This window comes from Paraglaciecola sp. IT1134 (assembly GCF_058068185.1).
This window is the reverse complement of record NZ_CM176486.1, coordinates 2,170,523-2,196,828: the sequence shown is the minus strand read 5'-3', so window position 1 is coordinate 2,196,828 and position 26,306 is coordinate 2,170,523. Positions and strand designations below refer to the sequence as shown.

At 43.3% G+C, this 26,306-nt stretch carries 23 protein-coding genes and 1 pseudogene; 14 read left to right on the top strand and 10 right to left on the bottom strand.

The window, feature by feature from the left end; all coding sequences use genetic code 11:
* Positions 1–17 precede the first annotated feature (17 nt).
* The 7 genes from AC3RV5_RS09615 (at position 18) to AC3RV5_RS09585 (ending at position 7,182) form a co-directional block, all read left to right on the top strand.
* Positions 18–674, top strand: coding sequence for a TetR/AcrR family transcriptional regulator (locus AC3RV5_RS09615; protein ID WP_489731701.1), 657 nt, complete (start codon positions 18–20; stop codon positions 672–674).
* Positions 667–1,635 carry an HlyD family secretion protein gene (locus tag AC3RV5_RS09610; RefSeq protein ID WP_489731700.1) on the top strand — a complete coding sequence of 323 codons (969 nt, stop codon included), beginning with the start codon at positions 667–669 and terminating at the stop codon, positions 1,633–1,635. The genes AC3RV5_RS09615 and AC3RV5_RS09610 overlap by 8 nt, the downstream gene beginning before the upstream one ends.
* Positions 1,632–2,558 carry an ABC transporter ATP-binding protein gene (locus tag AC3RV5_RS09605; protein ID WP_489731699.1) on the top strand — a complete coding sequence of 309 codons (927 nt, stop codon included), beginning with the start codon at positions 1,632–1,634 and terminating at the stop codon, positions 2,556–2,558. Before AC3RV5_RS09610 ends, AC3RV5_RS09605 begins: the two co-directional genes overlap by 4 nt.
* Positions 2,555–3,706 (top strand): ABC transporter permease, encoded by a 1,152-nt coding sequence (locus tag AC3RV5_RS09600; RefSeq protein WP_489731698.1) that lies wholly within the window; start codon positions 2,555–2,557, stop codon positions 3,704–3,706. Before AC3RV5_RS09605 ends, AC3RV5_RS09600 begins: the two co-directional genes overlap by 4 nt.
* A 329-nt stretch (positions 3,707–4,035) precedes the next feature.
* Complete coding sequence (locus AC3RV5_RS09595; RefSeq protein ID WP_489731697.1) at positions 4,036–4,722, top strand: TVP38/TMEM64 family protein; 687 nt, start codon at positions 4,036–4,038, stop codon at positions 4,720–4,722.
* 33 nt (positions 4,723–4,755) lie between these two features.
* Positions 4,756–5,496, top strand: coding sequence for a phosphatase PAP2 family protein (locus tag AC3RV5_RS09590; protein ID WP_489731696.1), 741 nt, complete (start codon positions 4,756–4,758; stop codon positions 5,494–5,496).
* Between the two features lie 369 nt (positions 5,497–5,865).
* Positions 5,866–7,182, top strand: a complete 1,317-nt coding sequence (locus tag AC3RV5_RS09585; RefSeq protein ID WP_489731695.1) for a transporter family protein — start codon at positions 5,866–5,868, stop codon at positions 7,180–7,182.
* Between the two features lie 24 nt (positions 7,183–7,206).
* Here the strand turns inward: AC3RV5_RS09585 and AC3RV5_RS09580 are convergent, their stop codons facing one another.
* The 4 genes from AC3RV5_RS09580 to AC3RV5_RS09565 all read right to left on the bottom strand — a co-directional run bounded on the left by AC3RV5_RS09580 (position 7,207) and on the right by AC3RV5_RS09565 (position 10,312).
* Positions 7,207–7,689, bottom strand: a complete 483-nt coding sequence (locus AC3RV5_RS09580; RefSeq protein WP_489731694.1) for a hypothetical protein — start codon at positions 7,687–7,689, stop codon at positions 7,207–7,209.
* A 21-nt stretch (positions 7,690–7,710) separates the two neighbouring features.
* Entirely contained in the window at positions 7,711–8,382 is a 672-nt protein-coding gene (locus AC3RV5_RS09575; protein ID WP_489731693.1) for a C39 family peptidase, read from the bottom strand.
* Positions 8,383–8,405: 23 nt separating this feature from the next.
* Positions 8,406–8,750 (bottom strand): hypothetical protein, encoded by a 345-nt coding sequence (locus AC3RV5_RS09570; protein ID WP_489731692.1) that lies wholly within the window; start codon positions 8,748–8,750, stop codon positions 8,406–8,408.
* A 77-nt stretch (positions 8,751–8,827) separates the two neighbouring features.
* The gene (locus AC3RV5_RS09565; protein WP_489731691.1) at positions 8,828–10,312 is read right to left on the bottom strand and encodes a dentin sialophosphoprotein; all 1,485 of its coding nucleotides are present in this window, start codon (positions 10,310–10,312) and stop codon (positions 8,828–8,830) included.
* A 541-nt stretch (positions 10,313–10,853) separates the two neighbouring features.
* Here AC3RV5_RS09565 and AC3RV5_RS09560 point away from each other — a divergent pair.
* The 3 genes from AC3RV5_RS09560 (at position 10,854) to AC3RV5_RS09550 (ending at position 13,325) form a co-directional block, all read left to right on the top strand.
* The gene (locus AC3RV5_RS09560; protein WP_489731690.1) at positions 10,854–11,678 is read left to right on the top strand and encodes a winged helix-turn-helix domain-containing protein; all 825 of its coding nucleotides are present in this window, start codon (positions 10,854–10,856) and stop codon (positions 11,676–11,678) included.
* A 160-nt stretch (positions 11,679–11,838) separates the two neighbouring features.
* Positions 11,839–12,654 (top strand): exodeoxyribonuclease III, encoded by an 816-nt coding sequence (gene xthA / locus AC3RV5_RS09555; protein ID WP_489731689.1) that lies wholly within the window; start codon positions 11,839–11,841, stop codon positions 12,652–12,654.
* 14 nt (positions 12,655–12,668) lie between these two features.
* Positions 12,669–13,325 (top strand): energy-coupling factor ABC transporter permease, encoded by a 657-nt coding sequence (locus tag AC3RV5_RS09550; protein ID WP_489731688.1) that lies wholly within the window; start codon positions 12,669–12,671, stop codon positions 13,323–13,325.
* 80 nt (positions 13,326–13,405) lie between these two features.
* Here AC3RV5_RS09550 and AC3RV5_RS09545 read toward each other — a convergent pair whose 3' ends face one another.
* Positions 13,406–14,080, bottom strand: coding sequence for a type 1 glutamine amidotransferase domain-containing protein (locus AC3RV5_RS09545; RefSeq protein ID WP_489731687.1), 675 nt, complete (start codon positions 14,078–14,080; stop codon positions 13,406–13,408).
* Between the two features lie 153 nt (positions 14,081–14,233).
* On the opposite strand from AC3RV5_RS09545, the gene AC3RV5_RS09540 reads away from it, so the two are divergent.
* Positions 14,234–15,118, top strand: coding sequence for a LysR family transcriptional regulator (locus AC3RV5_RS09540; RefSeq protein WP_489731686.1), 885 nt, complete (start codon positions 14,234–14,236; stop codon positions 15,116–15,118).
* Positions 15,119–15,192: 74 nt separating this feature from the next.
* Here AC3RV5_RS09540 and AC3RV5_RS09535 read toward each other — a convergent pair whose 3' ends face one another.
* Entirely contained in the window at positions 15,193–15,693 is a 501-nt protein-coding gene (locus AC3RV5_RS09535; protein ID WP_489731685.1) for a lactoylglutathione lyase family protein, read from the bottom strand.
* A 105-nt stretch (positions 15,694–15,798) separates the two neighbouring features.
* Between AC3RV5_RS09535 and AC3RV5_RS09530 the strand changes: the two genes are divergently transcribed.
* Entirely contained in the window at positions 15,799–16,698 is a 900-nt protein-coding gene (locus AC3RV5_RS09530) for a LysR family transcriptional regulator (protein WP_489731684.1), read from the top strand.
* A gap of 358 nt (positions 16,699–17,056) precedes the next feature.
* Here AC3RV5_RS09530 and AC3RV5_RS09525 read toward each other — a convergent pair whose 3' ends face one another.
* On the bottom strand, positions 17,057–18,286 hold the full coding sequence (locus AC3RV5_RS09525) for an MFS transporter (protein ID WP_489731683.1): 1,230 nt from the start codon (positions 18,284–18,286) through the stop codon (positions 17,057–17,059).
* A gap of 618 nt (positions 18,287–18,904) precedes the next feature.
* On the opposite strand from AC3RV5_RS09525, the gene AC3RV5_RS09520 reads away from it, so the two are divergent.
* Positions 18,905–19,264, top strand: coding sequence for a phage integrase N-terminal SAM-like domain-containing protein (locus AC3RV5_RS09520; RefSeq protein ID WP_489731682.1), 360 nt, complete (start codon positions 18,905–18,907; stop codon positions 19,262–19,264).
* 313 nt (positions 19,265–19,577) lie between these two features.
* On the opposite strand, the gene AC3RV5_RS09515 is transcribed toward AC3RV5_RS09520, so the two are convergent.
* Positions 19,578–21,767 (bottom strand): TonB-dependent hemoglobin/transferrin/lactoferrin family receptor, encoded by a 2,190-nt coding sequence (locus AC3RV5_RS09515; RefSeq protein WP_489731681.1) that lies wholly within the window; start codon positions 21,765–21,767, stop codon positions 19,578–19,580.
* Between the two features lie 15 nt (positions 21,768–21,782).
* Positions 21,783–23,855: a cytochrome D1 domain-containing protein gene (locus AC3RV5_RS09510; RefSeq protein WP_489731680.1), complete on the bottom strand. Its 2,073-nt coding sequence runs from the start codon at positions 23,853–23,855 to the stop codon at positions 21,783–21,785.
* Positions 23,856–24,031: 176 nt separating this feature from the next.
* On the opposite strand from AC3RV5_RS09510, the pseudogene AC3RV5_RS09505 reads away from it, so the two are divergent.
* A pseudogene (locus AC3RV5_RS09505) lies at positions 24,032–24,199 on the top strand (IS110 family transposase); the annotation flags it as partial.
* Between the two features lie 525 nt (positions 24,200–24,724).
* On the opposite strand, the gene AC3RV5_RS09500 reads toward AC3RV5_RS09505, so the two are convergent.
* Complete coding sequence (locus AC3RV5_RS09500) at positions 24,725–26,017, bottom strand: O-acetylhomoserine aminocarboxypropyltransferase/cysteine synthase family protein (RefSeq protein ID WP_489731679.1); 1,293 nt, start codon at positions 26,015–26,017, stop codon at positions 24,725–24,727.
* Between the last annotated feature and the right edge of the window lie 289 nt (positions 26,018–26,306).

Below are 26,306 nucleotides of genomic sequence, written 5' to 3'. Positions count from 1 at the left end.
TTTAATTTAGGTAGCAAATGCAAAGGGCCACAACCGCACACGCCAAAGATAAGCGCCGCACTTGCCTGTTAATAGCAGCCATGGATGAATTTTTTGAAAAAGGCTTTAACGCCGCCAGAATGGAGGACATCGCCCGGCGCGCCGGTTTAAGTAAGGGCACCTTGTACCTCTATTTTAAATCCAAACAAGGTCTGTTTAAAGCCCTAATTGAAGATGTTGCCAGGGCGACGGTAACTAAGACCGCTAAACGCGCCATGGCAGCCACCAGCGGTCCCGAGGCATTAACCCAGGTAATGGGCATTATTCCGCACCTGATACGTACTACTCCCATGCCTAAACTGGTCAAAGTATTAATTAGTGACGCCAAGGCATTCCCCGAGCTAGTCAGCTTTTATCGAATACATGTCATTGGCCAGGTATTCACTATGCTAGAAGCTATTTTGCAACGCGGAATTAAAAGCGGTGATTGGCGTCCTGTAGATGTGCCATTAACGGTTCGCCTTGTTGTCGCGCCCATACTCTTTTCTGTTATCTGGCGGGTAATATTTGAACCAGTTGACAATGATGACGGCAATTTAGGCGCCAACGAACTTGATCTGGACGCTTTATTTGCCATGCATACTGAATATTTGTTAGTGGCCCTTGGAGCCACACCAAAGGTCTACCATGCGTAAATGTATCAACAATTCTGTGCTAACACAGTGCCTAGTCATACTGTTAACAAGCCAGCTGATAGCGTGTAATGAGCAACAGGTCTCAAACCAGTTTACCGGCTATGTTGAAGCTGAATTGTTGTACATTGCGGCCCCACAACCGGGCTGGATCATATCAAATTCATTAACTGGCGGTGAGCAAATCAAAAATGGCGAGCTGCTGTTTCAGTTGGATGATGAACAACAACAAGCACAAGTAAACGAAGCGCAATTTCACCTGGAGCAGGCCCAAGCCCAGGAGCGCAATACGACGACCGGCGCCAGACAAGAAGAAATAGTCGAGCTTGACGCTCAAAAACGTGAAGCTATTGTGGCCATGGAATTTGCTAAAAGCGAACAGGTGCGCTGGATTAAACTGGTGTCGCAAGGCTTGGCGCCACCCTCACGGGCAACCGAGGTAAATGCACAATATGACACCAATGTCGCCAAACTAGCAGCCATACAAGCCAGTATTAAAGTGGCGAAACTGGGATCACGTGAAGAGCTGATAAAAAGCGCTTATGCCGCACAACAGGCAGCCCAAGCTGTGCTTAGCCAAGCCAAATGGCAGCTTTCTCAGCGTAAAGTAGTCGCCTATACCAGTGGACAGGTCGAAGAAGTATTTTATCGCCAGGGAGAATTTGTCACAGCTGGTAAACCCGTGCTGGCGTTACTACCGGAAGGTGCATTAGTAATACATTTTTTTGTGCCTCAGGGACAATTGGTGAAATTTTCCTTGGGAGATTCGGTCAGTGTAACAGCCGACGGTATATCCCAGGAGCAACTGGCCAGAATTTTCCATATTTCCCGCTCAGCGGAATTTACCCCACCGGTTATTTATGACCAACAATCCCGGCAAAAATTGATGTTTATGCTCGAAGCCCGTCTGGGGCCGGACAGTAAATTACGCCCCGGGTTGCCCGTCGAGGTGAGTCTGCCATGAGTGAGTTTGCGGTGGATGTACGCGGACTGGTCAAACGATTTGGCAATAAGGTAGCGGTTGATGGCGTTGACATTCAGCTGCCAAAAGGACAGGTATGGGGCTTTTTAGGTCCTAACGGTTCTGGAAAAACCACCACTATCCGTATGATTTGCGGCTTGCTTAAGGCCGACGAAGGCAGCGGGAGTTGCCTGGGATTGGATATTTTACGCCAAGCCGAACAGATCCGCCGTTTAACCGGCTACATGACACAACAATTTTCATTCTGGAGTGATTTAAGCCTAAGGGAAAATCTTGATTTTGTGGCGCGCTTATATCAACTGCCTAAACGCAAGGAAAGTGTGCAGCAAACCTTGGAATCTTTGGGTTTGTCCCAAAGGCAAAACCAGTTGGCGGGACAACTGTCCGGCGGCTGGAAACAGCGCCTGGCGCTGGCCGCCGTAACCATGCACAACCCGCAATTATTATTGTTGGACGAACCCACGGCGGGCGTTGATCCACAGGCCAGGCGGGATTTTTGGGATCAAATTCATCATCTGTCCCTGGCCGGCTTAACCGTACTAGTCTCCACACATTATATGGATGAAGCGGAGCGCTGTGATCGCATAGTATATCTGGCGAACGGCAAGCTCATTACCCAAGGCTCAGTAGCCCAAATCATAGCCGACGCTAGACTCTTCACATTTCGCGCCCAGGGTGATGGAGTACGATCATTGGCTGAAAAGTTACGCCAACAGCCTGAAGTAGCCCATGCGGCTTATTTTGGCGCGGCGCTACACGTTAGTGGTTATGACGAGCAGGCATTGCAGCACGCCGTTCATCGCGCTGCACCCAGCGCAGATTGGCAGGCTGTGGAACCAAGCCTAGAAGATATATTCATTGCCTTAATGGAAAAATCCGGCCAGGATCAAAGGTTGTATTCATGAAAGCGTGGTTGTCCCCCGTTGTCGCTAGCTGGGGCCGTACAGTGGCCATTGCCATCAAAGAACTGATCCAGATGCGCCGGGATCGTATCACCTTTGCCATGATGTTAGGTGTGCCTCTAATGCAGTTATTGTTATTTGGGTATGCCATTAATACTGATCCCAAACACCTGCCCACTGCTGTTGTCGCAGAAGAACAAACACCTATCGTCAGAAGTATTCTCAAGGCCTTTGAAAACTCCGGCTACTTCCAATTTACCCATAAGGCAAACAGTGAGCACGAAGCAAATTTATTACTAGTCAATGGCGACGTGTCTTTTGTCATAACGATCCCTACTGGATTTAGCCGTAAATTGATCCACGGTGAGCGCCCACAACTGCTGATCGAAGCAGATGCTTCTGATCCGGCCGCATCGTCCAATGCGATCCAACGGGCTCAAACTATTGTTGACCGCGTGTTACTACAGGAATTAACGGGTAGCCTATCAGAGCTTGTTCCTGTGCCCTCACCTATCGAATTGGTCATTCACCCCAAGTACAATCCCCAGGGTATCACCCAACACAATATCGTACCTGGTCTACTGGGCGTGATCATTACTATGACAATGGTAATGATCACGGGCATGGCCATGACCCGAGAAGTGGAGCAAGGCACCATAGAAAACCTGTTAGCTATGCCGGCCACACCCATTGAGGTGATGATAGGGAAAATCACTCCCTATGTGGGGGTGGGTGCGGTACAAACTGTGATCATTTTATTAGCTGCGCGATTTTTATTCTCCGTTCCTTTTGCTGGCTCCTTGACCATGTTACTGGTAGCAGTGGCTTTGTTTATTATTGCTAACTTGGCCCTGGGTTTTACCTTTTCAACTCTGGCCAAAACACAGATGCAAGCCATGCAATTGACGTTTTTTTTCTTTTTGCCGTCATTACTGCTATCGGGTTTTATGTTTCCGTTTCGTGGTATGCCAGTGTGGGCACAATGGTTGGGAGAATTGCTGCCCCTCACTCACTTTTTGCGCATCGTACGTGGGGTGATGTTAAAAAATGCTAACTTTTACAATCTAGGTTATGAATTATTGGCTATATTAACCTTTACCGTCTTGGTCGGTATTGTCGCGATCACCCGCTATAAACGCACCCTGGATTAACCCTTCGAACCAAGGCAAATGACGGAAGGTTATTGACCACGACAAAGTGACAGTGCATTGCCTTATAATAGGCATATAGATTGAGCGCGGTGGTTAAGCATGGCTCAAGGCTAAGAAATTTTTACATTTCACCACCTTTATGTATCGGCAATTGATATTTAAGTTATTGATATTTAGTAAAATAAAAAATTGGCATAATTCCAGCTTTATGAAAAACAATCACAATCCAGATAATAATAAAATATGCTGATAATCACCGCCCGTTCGCTCAACAGATGGCCCTATAACACTTGTGTTAATGACAAGGTTCTGGTTGAGGGTGACAGACGATGAACAAACCGAATATGCGCTCAACACTTGGCATGGTCTGCGCTGCAGCAGTGGTAATTGGTCTATGTATTTTGGCCTGGAAATTTTTGCTCAGCAAAGAAACGTTGATCGAAGGCATAAAAACGATTCAGTCATTCGGTGCATTGAGCATGCTGGTTTTTTTACTGGCATACCTAGTGCTCGTGTCACTGTCGTTTCCCAGCTCTTTGTTTAACATTTCTGCCGGCATTATCTTTAGTTTTGCCCCTGCTTTAGGCATTGCCTTGGTCGCAGGGTGTAGCGCTTCGGTATTCACATTTTTGCTCTCCCGCTACTTTATTCGCGAACCAGTATTGAAAAAAATAACCAATACTGAAAAAGGCCAACAAATTATCGACTTGGCAGCAGAGCACGGCGCCGCACTTATCATCATGGCCAGGCTAAATCCTTTTGTACCCGCCGTGGTTAAAAATTATGGTTTTGCCGTTACTAATGTGCCGCTCACCACCTATATCTGGGCGACTCTAATCGGACAAATCCCTCTCACCAGTATATACGTATATATGGGTTGGGTAGGTGGCAGGGCTATGTTAGGGGAGGACACTCAGCCAGACAGTCATTATTGGCTGATGCTGGCAGCGGGATTAATAGTCACTGGTGTTACTCTCTATTTTGCCCACACCCGTAGCAAAAAATGGCTGAATTAACGACAAGAAATTTATCAAAAATAGAGGAACAAAATGAAAAATGGACGCAATTTCTGGCTGGACTTTAAAGATACCAATCAACTCTTCATTTTATTTGCTTTAGCGGTTTGCTTATGGGGCTTTGTCGAATTAGCAGAAGTAGTGATGGCCGGCAGCACCAGTAGTGTAGATGAAACTCTGCTGTTGATGCTGCGCAATGATACTGACGTGTCAGATCCCATTGGTCCAATGTGGGTTGAAGAATTGATGCGTGACATTACTGCTTTAGGTGGCGTAGGGGTACTGACATTTGTGACACTATTAGCCTTAGGGTTTTTACTGCTTGAACATAAACGCAGATTAGCGTTGCTGGTATTAGTAGCGATCGGTAGCGGTATGTTGATCAGTTTTTCCTTAAAATATGGCTTCACCCGTCCGCGTCCTGACCTAGTTCCCCATGGCAGTTATGTATATACCAGCAGTTTTCCTAGCGGTCATTCAATGCTCTCTGCCTTGGTTTATCTCACGTTGGCCAGTCTACTGGCGCAAGTGCAGGATAGAAAACGTGTCAAAGCATATTTATATAGTATTGCTATTATACTAACCGTCATGATCGGCATTAGCCGCGTATATTTGGGTGTGCACTGGCCCACCGATGTGCTTGCAGGTTGGACGGCCGGTACCTTTTGGTCATTAATATTTTTATTGGTCGCAAAATATATGCAAAAAGACGGCAAAATAGAGAATGAAGGGGTTGAGCCTGAACTTAAGGAATCTGGGCAAACTGATCCGTAATCTATAGCTGCTGCCCGGTTTCAAGGCAGCCGCCAGATCACTGCCCATGCCATATTATTTATTGAGATTAGTTGGAATGTATGGGTAATTTGACCATTGTGTTATTTAAAGCAGCTAATAAAAATAGAACGACAAAAATATCAATTCAGTAAAAACCTTTCTTTTGATATCTAATATTGTTATATAAATTAATTTTTCATTCCTTTTCCCCCTATTAACTTAGTTGTAATTATGAGCGTAGTCATCTACTTTTAAAATGTATAACTTGTTTATATTTATGAAAAAATAGTCACAAAAAATAATATTAATACGCATTTCTTAACTTTTTACAGCTTGGATGTTTTCATACAAAAAATAAAAGGACTAGTTATGAAAAATGCGATTACCATCTTACGCCCAGTTTATCTTCCTAAATTATCAGTCATTGCTATTGCAGTTTCATTGGTAACATCTCAGTTTTCCCACGGTGCGCAATCTATACCACAAGGTAGCGTAGTAGAAAATCAGTACCAAGCAGAACTTGAGCGTCAACAAAAAATGATCACCGACCAAGGTAAACAAATTAAAGAACTCAAACGCATAGTTCAAACACTGGTAGATAATAAAGCTGCTAACGACAATTCAAAAAATACAAAAAATACAAAAAGTACAAAAATCGAGCGTTCAATTCAACAGACTATTGTCAAAGACACTAACGAGCCTTATCCAGCGGTGAATCAGACAGCCGTAGCGACAAGACCGGTTGGTCAAGCACCACCTAAAACTGCTAATGCGATCGATGTAAATGCCATACCTAAACTGAATGATAACGTTAGTGGCGTATTAACCGGTAAAGGAAATTTAGTGTTAGAGCCTTCTATCGGGTACGCCTATACAGATAATAATCGTGTTTATCTCGATGCGTTTTCGTTCATTCCCGCACTCGTTGTCGGGTTAATTGATCTTCGCGAAATAAAGCGCCACAGCTTTATTGGCAGTATTTCTGCTAGATATGGTCTAACGGATCGATGGGAGTTCGATATAAGGATCCCTTATATCGGACGAAGTGATAGTCAACGTTCACGCCCGGTAAGTGTCGGAGTGAGTGAAGATGAAATCTTCAATGCAAGTGGCCATGGTCTTGGTGATATTGAACTGTCGACTCGCTACCAACTGAATTCCGCTAATGATGGCGGGCCAATTTACGTGGCAAACTTGGTAGCGACTATACCGACCGGAACGAGTCCATTTGAGGTTGAGTTTATACAATCCACCCCTGGCGCAGTATTCCCAACAGAATTGCCTACTGGGTCTGGGTATGTGAGTATTCAACCTAGTTTAACTGCTATTTATCCTACAGATCCTGGCGTATTTTTCGGCAATATTAGTTACGGCTACAATAAGGATATTGACGATGAAGACGTGGGTAATGTGGATGCTGGGGATAGCGCGGGTATTAGTTTTGGGCTTGGGGTATCGCTTAATGAAAGAACATCCATGAGCCTTAGCTATTCACATAAACATGTTTTGAAATCAAAAATCAATGATATGAAAATAGACGGTAGTCAATTAGACATCGGCCAGTTGATAATCGGTTATTCATTTAGGTATTCTGAGCAAACAAATATTAACCTCTCTCTTGCTATAGGCGTGACAGATGATGCACAAGACACCCGACTTAACTTTAGGTTACCTGTCACGTTCTAACCGGGGGCACAGATGATGGGTAATCTACTGATGTGTGCGCGCTTCAAAAAAATTGTTATATAACGCGTCACGTGCAAACGCCAACTGTGCATGCTCCAAGTGCTTGATCGTTACATCGATGTTTTTGAGTGTTGAAAGCGTCTGGTTATCTAACGTATTTTGTAAAACAGTGTTAAACGTTGAGTCCGGTAATACCGAATTAAAATTAAATTCACCTTTATCAAGATTAATGTTTTGTGGTGACTGAAAATAAGAGTGGGATGTCAGTACGCCATTTTGAAAAATACTTTTCTCAACGTTAATATCAACTACTAACCCATTGCTGAGTACAAAACCACCTCGAAGTGAAGACAATGTAGCTTCCGAAACCGGCTGCCATTCTACTAAACTTAACAAATTATGCTCTAATGTATGTTCGTCTGCCTTTGCCACACACGACATAATTAGCAGTGTTGACGTGACTGCGTAAATAAAATAGGTGGTTAGATGTAAGTCGCAATGTTTCATTTCAGTTTCTTTTCCTTAAGGCTAAAGATCCACACTGGATGGTTGCAATACATTAAATAAACCGAGACTCGAATGGTCAATTGCCAAGCCTAACTGTGCTTTTACCTGGTAGTCCCATTCTTGATTTTTTTTATAGTGATTAACTGCAATATCGTTTTTATCTTGAATAACAAAGAAAATTCGCTTGTTCCACATTTCCTTGAATCTATTTATTTCGATTGATTTCAAACCGATAGCGGGATCACCTACTAATACTTTTTTATCGGTACTGCCTTTAACCACAACAAAATGCAGATACCCGCCGTTGTTAATAATGGTGATAGCGGGAATTTTAGCGCTGGATAGTTGTTCCAAACTAATTTTAAAACCGTTTGATTGATACCCGCGACGGGATAAATAACGTTTCATATCTAATAACGAAAATCCTTGGTGTTTTATCTTTTCCTGATCACCATTTTCAAACATATCTTTGAATACACTTTGTTCGTTGACCACATCGTCATAATGAAACGTAAGGAGACTCGCTAGCGTTGCTGATCCACAGCTAAAGTCATACTTTTGTTTATAAATCGTCTTAAAACGCTGTTCGACAATACTCGTTACTTTAATTGAGTAATGTTCGCCCAAACTAACGAGGCCACCAAAAACCGGAAATGTAATTAGTAATATCGCTATATACAAACAGGACCTCATATTTACACCTTTGCATCCCTTAATCAGGGGGTAATGGTTACGGTAATAATTGTGGAATCTTGAATGATGACATTATTACCGGTGTTTTGAATGATCGAGAAAATACCACTTGCCTCATGAAATGAACCTTCATCAATAGTGTTACTACCCGTGACACTATTTGACGTGGAGTTGTCTGTTAATACGGCTTCCAGATGAGTATTATTGGTTACATCAAGTATTCCTCCCATGCCTCTTTCCTGGTCTAAGGCTTCCAGCAAAACAGGAGAGAAGTTATCGATATTTTCTTCGGCAGCTGCGTAGCCAGAGATAAAAATGAGTAAGGAAAATAGAATAAATATGTTGGTGTCTTTAGATATTTTCTTCATGGCCCGTATCCTTATAATAAGTTGCTGACCTACTAGGTCAGCAACTTATTTATTTCCTTCCAAATGAAACCAACTATTTATGGATTTACGTTCACATTTCCTTGGAACGATACTTGTTGTTGAGTTAACGCATTATCGCCAAGATTTTGCACGTTTTGGTTAATCCCAGCAGTACCATTGAACGTATCAGACATGTTGTTGTTACTTGTAATCGTAGACTGGTTGTCAAAGTTATAATTGACATAGTTACCAGTAACAGAACCCGTTAGATTTGATTCATTAACACTGTAGGTTGCAGTGGCAACACCGCCGTTGTTTGCGGCAGATGTACCCCAACCATCCGACCAAGCTGAGCTTTGATCACTGTTATCGCTGTTATCGCTGTTATCGCTGTTGTCACTGTTGTCACTATTATCGCTATTATCGCTATTATCTACGCTGGCGGTGCTACCACCATTAGCCGACGCCCCACCTTCGGCAGCGTTAGCGTAACTATTGTCGCTGCTATCACTGTTGTCACTATTATCACTATTATCGCTACTTGCAGTACTACCACCGTTAGCTGCCGCAGATCCCATAGCACTAGCTTGTGCCATACTATTGTCGCTGTTATCTGAGTTATCACTATTGTCTGAGTTATTAGAGCGATCACTCATAGCTGTACTACCGTTGTTGGCGGCGGCGTCAGTACCTGTAGCCACGCTGCTGTCGCTGTTGTCTGAATTGTCTGAATTATCTGAGCGATCCGTCATGGCTGTACTACCATTGTTGGCGGCTGAGTCGGTCGCTGAAGCGTAGCTATTGTCGCTATCATCACTATTGTCTGAATTGTCACTGTTATCCGAGTTGTCGCTATTATCTGAAGCATCGCTGTTATCTGAATTGTCGCTATTGTCTGAATTATCCGAGCGATCACTCATGGCCGTACTGCCATTGTTTGCTCCGGAATCAGTTGCAGATGCATAGCTACCATCGCTCATGTCGCTGTTATCTGAGTTATCACTATTGTCTGAGGCATCACTGTTGTCTGAATTGTCGCTGTTATCTGAATTATCCGAGCGATCGCTCATGGCCGTACTGCCATTGTTTGCTCCGGAATCAGTTGCAGATGCATAGCTGCCATCGCTCATGTCGCTGTTATCTGAGTTGTCGCTATTATCTGAGGCATCGCTGTTATCTGAATTGTCGCTGTTGTTTGAATTGTCGCTGTTGTTTGAATTATCGCTGTCATCTGAATTATCCGAGCGATCGCTCATGGCCGTGCTGCCATTGTTTGCTCCGGAATCAGTTGCAGTTGCATAACTACCATCACTGTTGTCGCTGTTATCGGAATTATCACTACCATCGCTATTGTCAGAAGAGTCAGTGCTATTATCAGTTGTGGCGGAGGAGTTTTCGTTTGCCGCTGCTGAAGAATCACCAGTGCTGTCAGCGCTAGCAGTGGCGGTTTGAGAGTCAGCAATTTCGTTTGCAGTGTTAGTTGGGTTTGCCATTACACTGGTTGCTGAGCCAAGTATGATCGCCACGCTTGCTGCTAGTAAATTTTTATTAAATAATTTCATCTTTTATGCTCCATTAAAAAACGATTTGTCACCATTCACATAGATCACTCTGAAAAATAGCAACGCTAAAATACTCAAAATCTAACGGGAGTGCGTATGCGCTTTTTATTCAGTAACAACGCTCCCGCATCAACTGTAGTTAAGTGCTAACTAAAAATTCCATCAATAACACATTAAAACCACCTTAAAAATTTTCCCCAAGACTTTGTATAACCTCCAACTTTACCTGAATGAGGTTTACTCTAATTTGAAAATAGAACTTAACTGGGCGACTAAAAATTGGTACTAAATATTTACACTCACCATACTCGGTAACTTAATTGCGCGTGCCACTATTGGCCACTTATTATTAGTAAGTTATTTATTAAAAATTGAATTAAGCTTTAGTCTTTACTAAAATGATGAATTACTCGGTTAAATTTTAGAGTGTAAATTAATCAGAAAGTAACGCTTGCTAATGGATTCTATTTTTTATTTCAAAATCCATGCTGATTGTGGCGAGTAAAAGCCGTCTGATTATGCATTGTTAAAGGATGGAGCTATGACCTGCGCTCAATCACAGAACGGCATGCTGATAATATCAAATGATAGTTTTCTCATTGGCTTATTAACTGGCTATAGTGTGGCCAATAACTTTTTTTTTCGCAGTGTATCAAGCTCTAAACCATTATTCGTTAACAACGCTGATAGGATTTTTCGAGTTATCATCATCGACTTACGCTCGTTATCTCCGTTACTGATGAAATCTCATTTCGAGTCACTTAAACAGGTCAATGCAGAGTACGGGATCACGATTTGCGCGGTTCACAATCAACACGACAATGCATTTAATCCTAGCCTTTCGTGGGTGAAACACTTTAAAGATGTTGATTTATTAACACAATTGGATAGTTACATAACGCAGTTTATTATTGGTACACAAAATATTTATAGTGAGAGACGAAACAAGAACCGACGAGCAGTACCCGATAGGCGATCGCTATCTGCAGCGTATAATCTCGCTTCGAATGATCACAATAGTGACTATTGTAACGGTGCTAAATTAGATGACGAACGATTTAGTTTAGGTCAATTTGAAATTGACAAAAACAGCCAAACGGTGCATCGAAATGGGCAAAATCTGGCATTAACCGGCAAGGAATTTAAATTATTCATGTTATTGGCCGATGTCCGTGAGCATGTGTGTAGTACTGAAAAAATAATTGAACAATTATGGCCAAATACACGACGAGCGAATAAATCTGACTTGTATCAATATATGCATCTTTTACGTAAAAAAGTGGAACGGGATCCAGATCATCCTCAGTGGATATTAACGGTTAAAGGCGTAGGCTACAGACTCAATACAAGTGAGCCTGCAACTTAACGTCTCATCCCTGGACTCTTATTTTGCCTCATCAGCCACTGTCAGTAGACACAGGATTAGGCACAATCCAGTATTTCGCTAGCAAACTCCCTAGTAAACTAATTGCCCGGTCTGCTAATATGGTTGCCTTACTTTTCCTGCATTTTACTCTTGGTTTCTTATGAAAATAATCTCATTCAATATCAATGGAATACGCGCTCGCCTTCATCAACTTCAGGCGCTTATCGACAAACATCAACCAGACATCATAGGTCTACAGGAAATTAAGGTACACAACGATATGTTTCCGGTGGAGGACGTAGAAGCTATGGGTTACAAGGTGTATTTTCACGGTCAAAAAGGTCATTATGGCGTCGCCATGTTATGTAAAAATGAACCAACAGACGTGCAATACGGCTTCCCCGGTGACGATGAAGACGCCCAAAGACGTATGATCATGGTCAGTTACCCGTTACCCAACGGTGAAAATTTACGCGTACTAAATGGCTATTTCCCCCAGGGAGAAAACCAGGCACACGAAACTAAATACCCAGCCAAACGTAAGTTCTATCAGGATTTATCAGCCTATTTAACGAAATTTCATAGCCCTACAGACAATGTAGTAGTGATGGGTGATGTGAATATTTCGCATACTGACTTGGATATAGGCATAGGTGAAGCGAATCGTAAACGCTGGTTACAAACGGGAAAATGCAGTTTCTTACCCGAAGAGCGGGAGTGGCTTAACCACTTGGTCAGCTGGGGCTTTAGTGACAGTTTCCGTGCGCTGTACCCCGACACTAACGAGCACTTCAGTTGGTTTGATTATCGCTCCAAAGGCTTTTTAGACAATAGGGGGCTGCGCATTGACCTTATTTTAGCGACCTCAGGATTACATGCCAAATTAACCAGCGCCGGTATCGATTATGATCTGCGCGGCACAGACAAACCGTCAGATCATGCGCCAATTTGGGCCGTGTATAGCTGTCAAGATTAGCCTGGAGCCAAGGCGTGTTAGAATACACCACCAATCTACAATATGTTGCTTGGGCGGGCTATATTACCTGCCTGTTTTTTATATTTAGAACCCTTTCTTACCATAGTATTACCCATGATAAAAAAATCCAACACCTGGTATTTGGTTGTGCCGCCAGTGTATTTTTCTTATGGATATTTCGTGCCGGGATCTACCCGGGACTGAACGTGCATTTTTTATGGTTAACGGCCCTACTATTGGTATTGGGCTTTCGCTGGGCAATGGTCAGTGCACTGCTAGCATTATTGGGTGTCACTATTATTGGCAAAGAAAGCTGGAGCATGTTTGGTGTCAATGGTTTGATTGGGGTAACTGTGCCCCTGACATTAAGTTATTTGATTTACAGTTTTGCTTTTCATAAATTAAGCCGGCATGTATTTGTGTACATTTTCATCTGCGCATTTTTACCGGGGGCTATGATGATAGCCATAAAAATGTATCTGTTAGGAGGCTATTTTTTTGTCGACAATCAATACGATTGGTTAACTATAGATGACAATTATTTGGTCCTTATATGGCTGCTACTATTCCCGGAAGGCATGTTAAATGGTATGACGATGACCTTGATGATTATCTACAAACCACATTGGGTTTATACCTTTTACGATAAGTTTTATATCGATAAAAAATAAAAAAACCACGGTCTAAACAATTTTAGGCCGTGGCTGCTTACCAGTATGCAGGTATTTTTAATGACTGTTGCTTATAATATCTAGCGGTTAACTCGCTCTACGATGGCTTGGCCTACCGCGCCGGCTGACGCCGGATTTTGCCCGGTTATCACCCTATCTTGTTTGATCACATTGACTCCCCAAGGTGCAATTTTGGTGTATTGCCCGGCTTTACGGGTCAAGGCTTCTTCCAACAAGAAGGGGATTTTATTGATGGTGTCATATTCCACTTCTTCTTCACGGGTAAAGCCGGTCACCGTAATATCTTCAATCAAATATTTGCCATTGGATAATTTTATTGGTAATAACCCAGCTGGGCCATGGCATACCGCGCCCACTACCGCGCCTTTTTCGAAAATACTGGCGGTCAATTTGGCCACATTTTGATCGTCGGCCAAGTCGGATAATAATCCAAAGCCACCGGGGTAGAAGACCGCATCAAAGTTATTCGGATCAATATCAGCGGCTTTTGCTGTATGGGCAATTTTCTGGGTAAAGTCTTGATCCTTAAACATCTGTGCATTGACCTCGTCATCTTCAGTGTCTTCACCGTAGAGTGGTGCAGCACCACCTTTGATGGAAGCAATCTGATAGCTAAAACCCGCTTGTTTAAACTCATGTACCGCATGGGTCAATTCAGGTGCGTAAGTGCCGTTGGCTTCATCGGTATCGCCGAGAGTCGCATGATTGGTTACTAAAATTAAAACATTCTTCATTTTACTCATCCTTATTTAAATAAACAAAAAGTGATTGGATTTGAACGAGGGTCAGTATAATACCTAGCAATATCAAAGATAATCCCCTTAATATGCAAATGATTATTGCATATATGCGACAATCATTTTTATTTTATCTAGACAGGTAAGTATATGGCGGTATCGTTTAATGGGATCATTGAATTTGTCGCTGTGGCTGAAACTCAGGGGTTTTCGGCGGCGGCACGTAAATTAAAGGTTAACGTTTCCCATGTAAGCCGCAAGGTGGCGGCATTGGAAGCAGAACTTGGTGTCTCACTTTTAGCCCGCAGTACCCGTACTGTGCGCCTGACCGATGCAGGCCGGGCCTATTTTACCCACTGCAAGGTGCTAGTGTATGGCTTACAAGAAGCCAACGAGACCCTGTTTGATACTCAGGTAGAATTAACTGGGATACTTAAAGTATCGGCCGCCGGCGAATTTGCCGAAGAGCATATTGCGCCACTATTAATCGAGTTTGCCCAACTGCATCCGGGTCTGTCTGTAGAAATGGACTTTAACTCACGCATGGTTAATTTTGTCGATGAAGCCTTCGATTTTTCAATTCGTTATGGCCCCATGCAAGATTCAAATTTGATCGCCCGCAAGTTAACCGACCGCTCACTGGTTGCCGCTGCCAGCCATGAATACCTGGCGCAACACGGTACCCCAATCTTTCCCAGTGAACTACCTCAGCATCATTGCTTATTAACTAACAATGATACTTGGTATTTTAATCAGGCGGAACGAAGTTTAGCGATCAAACTTGAGGGCCGCTGGCGTTCCAACAGCGGTAGAAGCATAGTAAAAGCCTGTAAACGTGGTTTGGGTATAGCCTATTTACCCCGTTCTAGTTTTGCCGGAGCGCTGGACGATGGCAGCTTGCAAACTATTTTAGCCCCTTACTGGAACAAAGATATTGCCACCTGGATAGTCTACGCCAATCACCACTTTTTACCGGCAAAAGCCCGGTTGGCGATTAATTTTTTGTTAGAACGATTCGAGCATTGGCAAGAATAGGTAGGGGCAATTTTATTAGCCCCTTACTTTCAGCGGTTTAGCTCGGCCATGCCGCATCATGCAGGGCCTTGGGTTTAGTATGCCCCAGCGGCGTATGTCAGTTCATAGCTGTGGCTATAAATCTCCAGAATATTACCGAATGGGTCTTCCATGTAGATCATCCGATAAGGTTTCTCACCCGGGTAATAGTAACGTGGCTCTGGCATCCGCTTTTTGCCACCGGCGGCAACGATAACCTCGACCAGCTCTTCTAGATTAGGATCTTGTACGCAGAAGTGAAACACCCCGGTCTTCCAGTATTCAAAGTTATTCTCTGGATTTTCCTGTTGGGGAAATTCGAATAACTCGACCCCTACCCGGTCACCGGTAGACAGATGAGCAATTTTGAATTTACCCCAGTTATCACCAAATACATCGGTACACATCAGACCAATGGGGCTGTCGTCTTCGACTATTTCCGTAGGTTGCATAATTAAATACCAGCCCAAAACTTGGGTGTAGAATTCCACGGCTTTAGATAAATCGGGAACGGATATACCTATATGTGAAAACGTGCGGGGATAAGGCTTAGACATTGTGACTCTCAAGGTTGTTTAGATAACGATTCAGTGACGACAGCTTAACTGTCATGATAAAGTATGAAAAATTATCATTTAAAATCAAATTAAGTACAAAACGTAATGATGAACCCAGTTTGGTTGCAAACATTCTGCACCTTATGTGACACGGGGCACTTTACCCGCACCGCACATTTGTTACATATGACCCAGTCGGGGGTGAGCCAGCAAGTTAAAAAGTTAGAGCAGCAACTAACCACGTCCTTATTGGTGCGAGACGGAAAATCATTTACCTTAACCGAAGCCGGTAAAGTATTGCATCTACAGGGCCAGCAATTATTACGCACCGCCCAGCAATTAGAACAAGATATTAAGCAGGATGAGCCTTACAGTGGCCGGGTAAGTATCGCCACCCCGGGTAGTGTGGGCTTAAAATTGTACCCTTTTTTACTCGACATCCAACAACACTATCCGCAATTAACCATCGACCACGTATTCGCCCCGAATAAAAGTATAGAGCGTGATATTGCCCAGCGTGAGTTTGATCTGGGCATAATGACCCAGCCAAGCGAAACCGCTCAGGTCTTATGCAGACCGATTGCCAGTGAAGCCTTAGTGTTAGTCACGCCCCGGGCAGTTGAGCAAGTCAGCTGGAACACCCTGGTAAGACTTGGCTTTATTTCCCATCCCGATGGTAATTACCATTGCCAGGGTTTACTGGGCAAAAATTTCCCGCAATTCGAACACCCTGATCAGTTTAAGCACCAAGGTTTTTCTAACCAGATAAACTTAATCTTAGAACCAGTTAGCCGAGGGTTAGGCTTTACGGTATTGCCACTGCTCGCCGCTAAGGCTTTTGTTGGGCAAAACAAAATCCGGCTGCACAGTTTGACCCACCCTGTGCACCAGACTTTGTATTTATGTCACCACAGCCAGGTGGTATTAAGTGAGCGAGTGCGCTACGTAGCCAACCAGATAGGCGGGCAATTGGGGAGTGAGACCTACGAGTCCAAAACTAGGTAGAGAGATCCACCACAGGTTGTCAAACCAAACTGCTTTAGCGCAAAGGTTGCAAGACGACTATTGCACCAAGAAACAACGCTGAGTATTGGAAGGATGACCATCCAAGAAACGATACAGTGAAAAAAATCATGACTCGGTATGCCCATTAGGACGCGGGCTGCTTAGTTAAGTCCAACCCTTGGGTAGCGAGGATTTGACCAACAAGGCACACTCGTACGCAGAATCAAGCTTTCGTTGATTTACAAGAAAAAAAATTAACGTGTCAATTATTGATAGATCACCGCAAACGTGAAAGTACCGTCAGATATTTGGGTATCGAGTTTGATGACGCGTTAGTGGTTTCACAAAGTCTTGACGCTTAGGTAGCGCTACGCTGCTCCTCGCCCTCAAGACCCACCTCAACTATCTCCTGCGTTGTGTTGCGCATGCTGACAAACGGCGCATAGTGATCTCGCGTCACGTCGTGGAACCGAATTCGATAGAGAGTCCAGCAGGCCAGCAGTGACAAGGCAGTCCCTGACACGATAAACAAAGCGTGATGGGTGTAACTAAGCAGAAAAGAGACGATTAGCGGGCCGATAATACTGCCGATGCTGTTCATCATTAGCACACCGCTGCCCACTTCCATTATGGATAAGTCGGTATTGTCATTGGCATGAGCCAAACACAGCGAATACAACGGAAAGGTCAAGCCCCCTAACGCGAACATAGTGATGTAGATAAACCCGGGACTGCGACTGTCCAGCAGAATAGCCACAACACTGGTGCAAACCGCCAGTACCGCCAAACCAGTAATCACAAAGCGACGATCGATGCGATCTGACAGGCGACCCACTGGAAACTGCAACGCGGTCCCCCCGAGTATCGTTACAGCCATGAAAATACCCACCTGCCCCGCGCTCAGCTGATTAGCATTGGCCACTACTGGGCCTAGCGCCCAGAAACCACCGGTTACCAGTCCACCGAAGAAAGCGCCGACCATCGCGACCTGGGACACAGCGAAGATACGACTAAAACTAAAGCGCACGGCCGGAATTGGATGAGGTACTGGGCTTGTGGTTAGCCCAATAGGTACGATACCAAGCACCAGCAGCCCAGCCGCCAACATGAACAGCCCTTCAAACCCAAGATCAAAGCCTACTAACAATTGACCCACACAGATAGCTAACAGCGTAATGATAATATACACCGACAAGACACCGCCCCGATGTTCAACCGTAGTCTTGTCGTTGAGCCAGCTTTCGATCACCATATAAATCCCCGCCAACGCCCAACCCGTCAGGCAGCGTGCCGCCAGCCAAAGTGCGAAATGCTCCACCAGGCCAATAAGCATCAGCGACGCAGTAGTAAGCGCAATCAGTACCGTAAACACCCTGATATGACCGACCCGCGCCACAAGCTGGGGTACAGTCAGGCAGCCCAATACGAAGCCGAGAAAATAACTCGAACCTATAAAACCTATCTGCGACGGTTCCCATGCCAGGCTTACAGCATAAAGGGGCACCAGGGTAAGCTGCAGGCCATGGCCCACCAACAAAATGGCGGCCGACAACAGTAACGAAAACATGGACAGTAATAAGGTCGGCATAAGTCAATCCAATTTAGGTGCGCTTGCGCCCAAAGGCACAAACGCTGGTTCAATCAATCTAATAGGTGGATCAGTGATTCAGCCACCAAACGCGCGATTATACGCAGCGTTCTACCAATGTCAGTAATTGATAAAAAATCTAAAAAAATGATCTTCGACGCACCAAAATATTGAAGTATCTTGTCGCCAGCGTAAAGGGGGAGTCTTTGAATCAGATCTGCAGCCATTAGTTCTTACATCGATGCCTATTACTCCCTAGTTTAAGTATAATAATTTTCCTTTTCATAAAGTTTAAAATAAGCCTGTCCCGCTATGCTCCACATTCGCTGGTAAGCGCGGTGTTAAATATCCGTTTTCAGCACGGAAGTAGTATTTGAACGATAAAAAAATTGTACGTTGAGCACTCGCATCAGTAGGACAGCCTATGGCGTATTCGTGCCAATGAACTAAACCGCTCTCGCCCGTAGGGTTGCTATTTTGGACCTCGTAAAAATCCCACACTTACAGACCCGCTTCTAAGCTTAATAAAGGGCATTTCGCCCTTAACTCACAAGGAGTATTGTTACGATTTAACTTATTCAAACCGTTAGTCCCGTTCGTCAACGCATGATAGACGATATGAATATGTGTAAACTCAGGCCTAAAACCCAGGTTGGCTATATTCGAGCGGTGGCGAAGCTTGCCAAGTACCTCAAACCTTCGCCTGCACAAACGACATCAGAGGATTTGCGGCAATTTCAGATAGCATTGGTCGAACAAGGCACATTGAATATCTTCAATGCCACGTTATCAGGATTGCAATTTTTGATTAAACGCTCTCGAATACGGCGCAAACAGTTGATTTCTTGTCGCTGCTCGGTTTTCATTGGCATAAAAACGGATATGCGCGCGTTGGCTCGCCTATGGATTTCCCAAGGTGTCATTATCATCATTCTTGTTACCACGCACAAAAGGCGTGACATGTTGGGCGGGAATTAGCTTATTCTCATGACCAAGCTTCGCTATCTTACGGCCAATAATGAGATGAGTAGCAGGCCTCCATAACGACGGTAATAGAGGCTTGTTGACGCATAAAGTCAAGCAACAGATTACCTTAAGTATTTTATTAAACTGCGCCTTGATGTACTCATTCACACCATAAACCTGAAAGACATTTTTTGCCAAATCTACGCAAATTTTTTTAAACTTCATGTTGGACGCTCTTTATGTAAATAGTTTGGTCAACACAACTATTTTGGCGCATTGACGCCATATTAGGGAGCGTCCATCTCATCACCCAATATAACAATAACTAAAAGGAATAATTTAAGCTAATCGCCGCACTTAGGCCAGCATCGGCAAGAAGCGGGAGCGTCGGGTCACCTTCAGTAAAACCCAAAATGTTGCTATTCTGCCAATAGTTTTTATCAGTAATGTTGTAAATAGCAAAATTAATATTCATAGAGTCACTCAAATACCATTGCGTCAAGATATCCCATCGAGTATAACCGGGAGCAGAAAATAAAGGCTCTTCATTATCTTGTATGTTTTTTTGAGATTGACTAAAGGTACCTAATAACCGGGTTTGCCACAAAGAAGACTCAGAATAATAATTAAGCTCTACCGTAGCAGATGGCGGTGTAATAGAAGCCAAATGTTGTTTTTTTTTGTCGTCTTTACCCTGCATCCAAGCTAAATTAATATTTGTTGAAATATTATTCGTCCAAAAATGTTTTAGCTGTATTTCACTGCCTTTAATCACAACTTGATCACGATTAATTGACTGAAATAATAAATTTCCTGTATCTGGATCAACTCCTATAGGCGCTCTACTTTGGATGAAATCTTTATAACGATTATGAAATAGCGATATTGAAAACTGGGTATCTTTACTACGCCATCTTAATCCAGTTTCAAACGTATTACCTTTTTCAGGTTTAAGGTCTGGATTTGAAATCGCAATAATGTTGAATTGTGGATAATAAAGACCAATATTTACATCAGAAAAAGGCGGTGAACGATACCCTTTTGCATATTGTGCAAACCATTCTGCGCTGTCTGTAATTGCGTAAAGCAATCCTAATTTAGGTAAGTAATAATTTGTAGTTAACGCTGTTTTTTGTGCGTTTGGAAATGCTTGGTCAAATAAGCGGTCTGATTTTGGTTGCAGCGCATAATGCTCAAATCTGATCCCAAGACTAATGATTAATCGGTCCTGTAACAACGATATTTCATCATGTAAGTATATGCCATACTCATTGACGTTGGATTGCGGAAAGTCCCTTAACGGAAAATTTTCACCCAACAATGTATTGGTGGTTTCTGACGTGATGAGATTTGTTTGTTCAGCATTACGCACATCAGACACTTGGTTCTTAATTAATTCGAAACCGTAACCCAAACGATGTTTTATATCACTCAAGGTAAAGGTTGATTCAAAATCAGCTGCTAATCCTGTTGATTTGTGTGAAAAGTTAAAATCACGCCACAAACTGATAGGCCTTACTGCCGTTAATCGTTCTTCATAAGTGTACTGTTCTGTTTCTGTCTGCTGATGCCATAATCGCCAACTGCCACGGTCTATAATACCTAACTTTTCAAAACTATGATCAACAACCAAGCGGTTTTGCGTTAACTTATCGTCTGCCAATAGTTTGTTGGTATTACGTAAGCGTCCAGTGCCAAGCATAGCTTTAATATCAGTATCACGATTTTCAATCTGACGATTAAGCGTTAATCGGAATCTACCATAGTCACTTAGATAAGAGGTTCTAAACAATAACGCGCGGTTATTATTATCTTGTGAGTCAAGTACGGTTCCAACAGGAACATATGCAGGTTTAGTTTCTTGACCTTGCTGATAAGCAACTGCCAATAATGTTTCTGTGTTTTTGCTAGAAAAGGCGCTCCCAATTGTTGTCGCAAAACGGTTTCTGTCAGAATTGTAAGCAAGATTTAGTCTATGGTTACTATCAGAGTCATAGAGTATATCACTAGCATCTAACAATTTAACCGCAACCACGCCACCGAGTGCTTTACTGCCGTATAAGGTAGATGCTGGGCCTCTCAAAACTTCTACGTTGTTAACTAGGTTAAGTTCGATTAATCCTCTTCCAGAGTTACTAAAGTTACCCACTGAAAAGTTATCCGACACGGGAATACTATCAATAACGGTAAGCGTTCGATTACCGCCAATTCCTCGAATTCTAAAACCATTGCTACCAAATCGAGTGCTACTGCTGTCGACTTCTATTCCAGGTTGATAACGAACTATATCCTCAATGCTCAAAGCAATGTTTTGCTGAATAGTTTCTTGATTAATGATGGTGACACTACCGGCAACCTGAGAAATATTGCGGGGCTGCCGGTTGGCAATGATGCTAATTATCTCAATAGGTTCTTCTTGCATATCCGTATTGATATCATTGTCTTGCTCAGAGGCGTGCGTTGTTGGTAGCACTCCTGCAAGCAATATTGCTACCAATAAATAAGGTTTATGCATACTAGTATAGTGACCTTAATACACTTCATTTCGAGTATTGTAGTTATTAAATTTTCCCGTAGGCGTTACAATTTTCTCACCTTTAATGACATGTATTAATTTACGTGTTTTGTCATCGACGATAACAATAGCAGACTGCTCTTTCATGCCACTCCATACAGAGAACCATACTTCATCACCTGCTTTGTTATATTCGGGTTGAACGATGCGTTTTGGCCCAGTGCCTAAATCTGCCCACTGTGCAATAGGAAGTGTTTTGTATCCTGCATCAAGGTCATTGATATCGAACACGGCAACTGATTGACTGATAGAAGGGTCTGGATTTAACGGGCTATCAACCCATAGGTTTTTTGATTTAGGATGAGTTTTAACGAATAGTGACCCTCCACCTTGTCCTTTGAGAATACGTACAACCTTGAAAGCTTGATCTTTGTGATTCTCAGGGTCGGTTCCAATTAACGTGATGTTTTCATTACCTAAGGCACTAGTTGCCCAAACTGGACCATATTTAGGATCTACAAAATTTGCACCTCGCCCTGGATGCGGGATGCGATCCACTGGGATTAGTGCTTCTAATTTACGTTCTTCAGCATCGACCACTACAATTGTGTCATTCTCATTCGCTGCAGTCATAAAGTAGCGACGAGAACTATCCCAACCACCGTCATGTAGAAATGGTGCTGCGTCAATCGTGGTAATTTGTAAATTATCAATATCTGAGTAATCCACTAATTTGATTTGCCCTGTTTCTTTAACGTTAACAATAAATTCTGGGTGCTTATGTGATCCAACGATAGCGGCGACACGAGGTTCTGGGTGATATTCTTGAGTATCCACGGTCATGCCACGAGTAGAGACAATTTTCTTAGGCTCTAGAGTTTCACCATCCATTAATACAAAGTGTGGAGGCCAGTATGCACCCGCTATGGCGATTTTGTCTTCGTAACCTTTGTAACGTGAGTTTTCGACTGAACGAGCTTCAAGTCCTATTTTAATTGTTGCAACCACATCGGGTTTTTTCATATACAAATCGATTAAGTCTATTTTCCCGTCACGACCGATAGTGGTGAAATAGCGTCCTGAACTAGATGCTCTTGATATATGAACGGCGTATCCAGTCGGCACGTAATTTAATACTTTTTTACTATCGCCATCAATAATGGCAACTTCGCCGGCATCTCTTAGTGTTACTGCAAAAATATTATCAATGTTGTAGTTATGTTCAGGTTTTTTGAGGCGAACTTCAGGTTTTACCACAACTTTCCAACTGTTTTTCATTTCTCGCATACCCCACTCTGGAGGTATTGGTGGTTCATGTTGTAAAAAGCGCGCCATAATATCGATTTGACTATCGTTCAATTCGCCTGAAGTTCCCCAATTTGGCATGCCACCAGGTGACCCAAATGCAATTAAAGATTTTAAATATTGAGTACCTTTCTTTTGCGTAATATCGGTCGTTAATGGTAAGCCCGTAGCTCCTTTTCGTAAAACACCATGGCAACCAGCACATCGTTGGAAGTATGTTTGTTGGGCATACGCAAATTCGTCTTCGGTCATATTTGGTGCACCAGGAGATATTACTTGCTTAGCATTTTCTATAGGCGAAGAACCCGCTCTATAGTGCGCTACGGCAGCGCTTGTTCCAGGGTGTGGTTCACCTTGCGCCCGGTCTTCTTTGTGCTCTTTTTTACGTATATTTTTAACGTCTGAAACAGAAACTTTACCCATGTCATTACCCCATGAGTTTAGGACGTAGTTACTTATTTTTGCGATTTCATCATCTGCCAAATGTTGCATAGATGGCATAATGGAATTGTATTTTTGCCCGTTAACTTCTAGTGGTCCGGACTTACCTGCTAAAATGGTTTTAATGATATACGTTTTATTATTCTTTAGATTATCGTTACCGGCTAAAGGTGGGAACGCACCCGTTAAACCTTTACCAGTGGGTTGATGGCATGCTTGACAGTTTTGAGCATATGAGTTCTTGCCTTGGTTAATGTCCTCACCTTGAGTTATTCCTGTATAAAACAGTAAACCCAGTGAGGAGCCCAATAATACTAATTTTTTAGGTATTTTGTGACTCATTACGAACCCCTTTGTGAAATTCTTCTTACGTTATAACCAGTTCACTTTATATTCACTGGGTGGTAAAGCACTGATCTAGGACAAGTAATTGTAATAGCGTTGCTATTACAATTTTAACTATTCTTGAATTATCTTGTTTAAATGCATTTGATAATGGTAACGAATTCAGGAATAGTTATTGGATTTTCCTTTTACTCACCAGCTTAGGTCACTGTTGTTATATGGTGGCGCCATCATTTATCTGTATAAAGTCAGGCAATCAAATCAAAACCGATAAACGCGATGCCATGATGTTAGCCAAGCGACTGAAGTCCGAAGACATAACGCCGATTTATGTGCCTGAAAACCTGTAGGAACAAAAATCTGTGGGGTGATAGCCGATGAAACTACCGCTTTGGATCTCATGGGAATAAAAATAAGGCTCGCATGATTCATAGGTGAGGTTGCTATAAGCATCATAACCAATCGAATTCACTGACTATGAAACATGTAACATGTAACATGTAACAAACAAAATGTGCGAATTGCCGTCTTTGCGGTGATTTGGACAATTCTGTCAAACCAAGATAAAAAAGCTTCGCCATCACCTAACTTACTACACCCATATGCGCGCCACCCCAACAAGCCTTTGGCTGGGGGCTTAGTTCGCTAAATTCGTCAAGCAATTAGTCCCTGTTTTCCCCCCTCAATAACAACCTGCCAGCTACGTAACGTTACGTTACGTCAGTATTGTCACAATCCAGGTCTGTTTTATAGATCATAAATGGCGTTGATTCTTTTGATACGCAGATGGCGTAAAGGCATTATTAATCAGTAAGATAGGTATATTTTCAACGCCATCTGCGGATGGCGTTGAATTTGTGGGGTAATTACGCGCTTGCTTTGTCTAGGGCTTGACTGACATCGGCGATAATATCGTCAATGTGCTCAATGCCTACCGAAATCCGCACTAGGTCCTCCGATACGCCAGCTTTAGCCAATTCTTGCGGGCTTAATTGGCGGTGTGTGGTGCTTGCTGGGTGACAGGCTAAAGACTTTGCATCGCCGATATTCACCAAACGTAAAATCATTTGCAGGGCGTCGATAAAGTGGCCTCCGGCCACCTTACTTTGCTCAGGTGAGTCGGTTTTGATACCAAAACTAATGATCCCAGAGGCTTTACCGCCAGTGATTTTTTGACAATTGGCGTGATCGGGACTGTTTGGCAAAGCCGCATAGTTGACCCAACTGATCTTGGGATGTTGCTCAAGGTACTGAGCCAAAGTTAGGGCATTGCTGCAATGGCGCTCCATGCGAAGACTAAGGGTTTCTAAGCCTTGTAATAGCAAAAACGCACTTTGCGGAGAAAGTGCCGCACCAGTATTACGCAAGGGTACTACCCGGCAACGACCAATATAGGCGGCTGGTCCAAAGGCTTCGGTATATACCACGCCGTGGTAAGAAGGATCAGGCTCGTTAAGTATGGCAAAACGTTTTTTATTAGCCACCCAATCAAACTTACCTGAATCGATGATTACGCCACCTATAGTAGTGCCATGGCCGCCAATGTATTTGGTCAGTGAATGAATAACAATATCGGCGCCATGCTCAAAAGCCCGGCACAATACGGGTGTGGCGACGGTATTATCCACTATCAGTGGCACGCCATGTTTATGTGCTATGTCGGCTAAACGTTGAAGATCAACAATATTGCCAGCGGGGTTACCGATAGACTCACAAAATAGTGCCTTGGTATTGTCATCAATGAGAGCTTCTAAACCGGCGAAATCATCAGAGGCCGCCATGCGTGCCTCAACACCTTGACGGGGCAAAGTATGAGCAAATAAATTGTAGGTACCACCATATAATTGGCTGGTGCTAACGATGTTGTCGCCCACTTGGGTTAAGGCTTGAATGGCGTAAGTGATGGCAGCCATTCCAGAGGCAACAGCCAATGCACCCACTCCGCCTTCAATGGCAGCTAAGCGTTGTTCAAGCACATCGGTGGTTGGGTTCATAATACGGGTGTAGATATTCCCCGCTACTTTCAAATCAAATAAATCTGCACCGTGCTGAGTATCATCAAAGGTATAAGAGGTGGTTTGATAAATAGGAACCGCTGCAGCTTTAGTAGTCGCCTCTGATTCGTATCCGTGATGCAATGCCAATGACTCAAGTTTCATAATCGCTCCATAATGTAAAAATGGCACTGGTATTAACACCTGTTAAACTCAGCGCACTTTGAAAGTTCAAAAAACCATAGCATTTGGACGTCTAGATATCTAAGGTTTGGTATTAGTGTCTTTAGTACTTTTTATTGGAATTTGCCGCCAAAGCATATAAACAACAGGCACTAAAATTAACAATAGTAAAGAGCACTGAATATGCCTGCGACCATGTGCGCAGCTAATCGACACATGCTATCTGGCCCCGTACCCAAAGCATAAATGCCCGGGAGTAAACCGAATATCA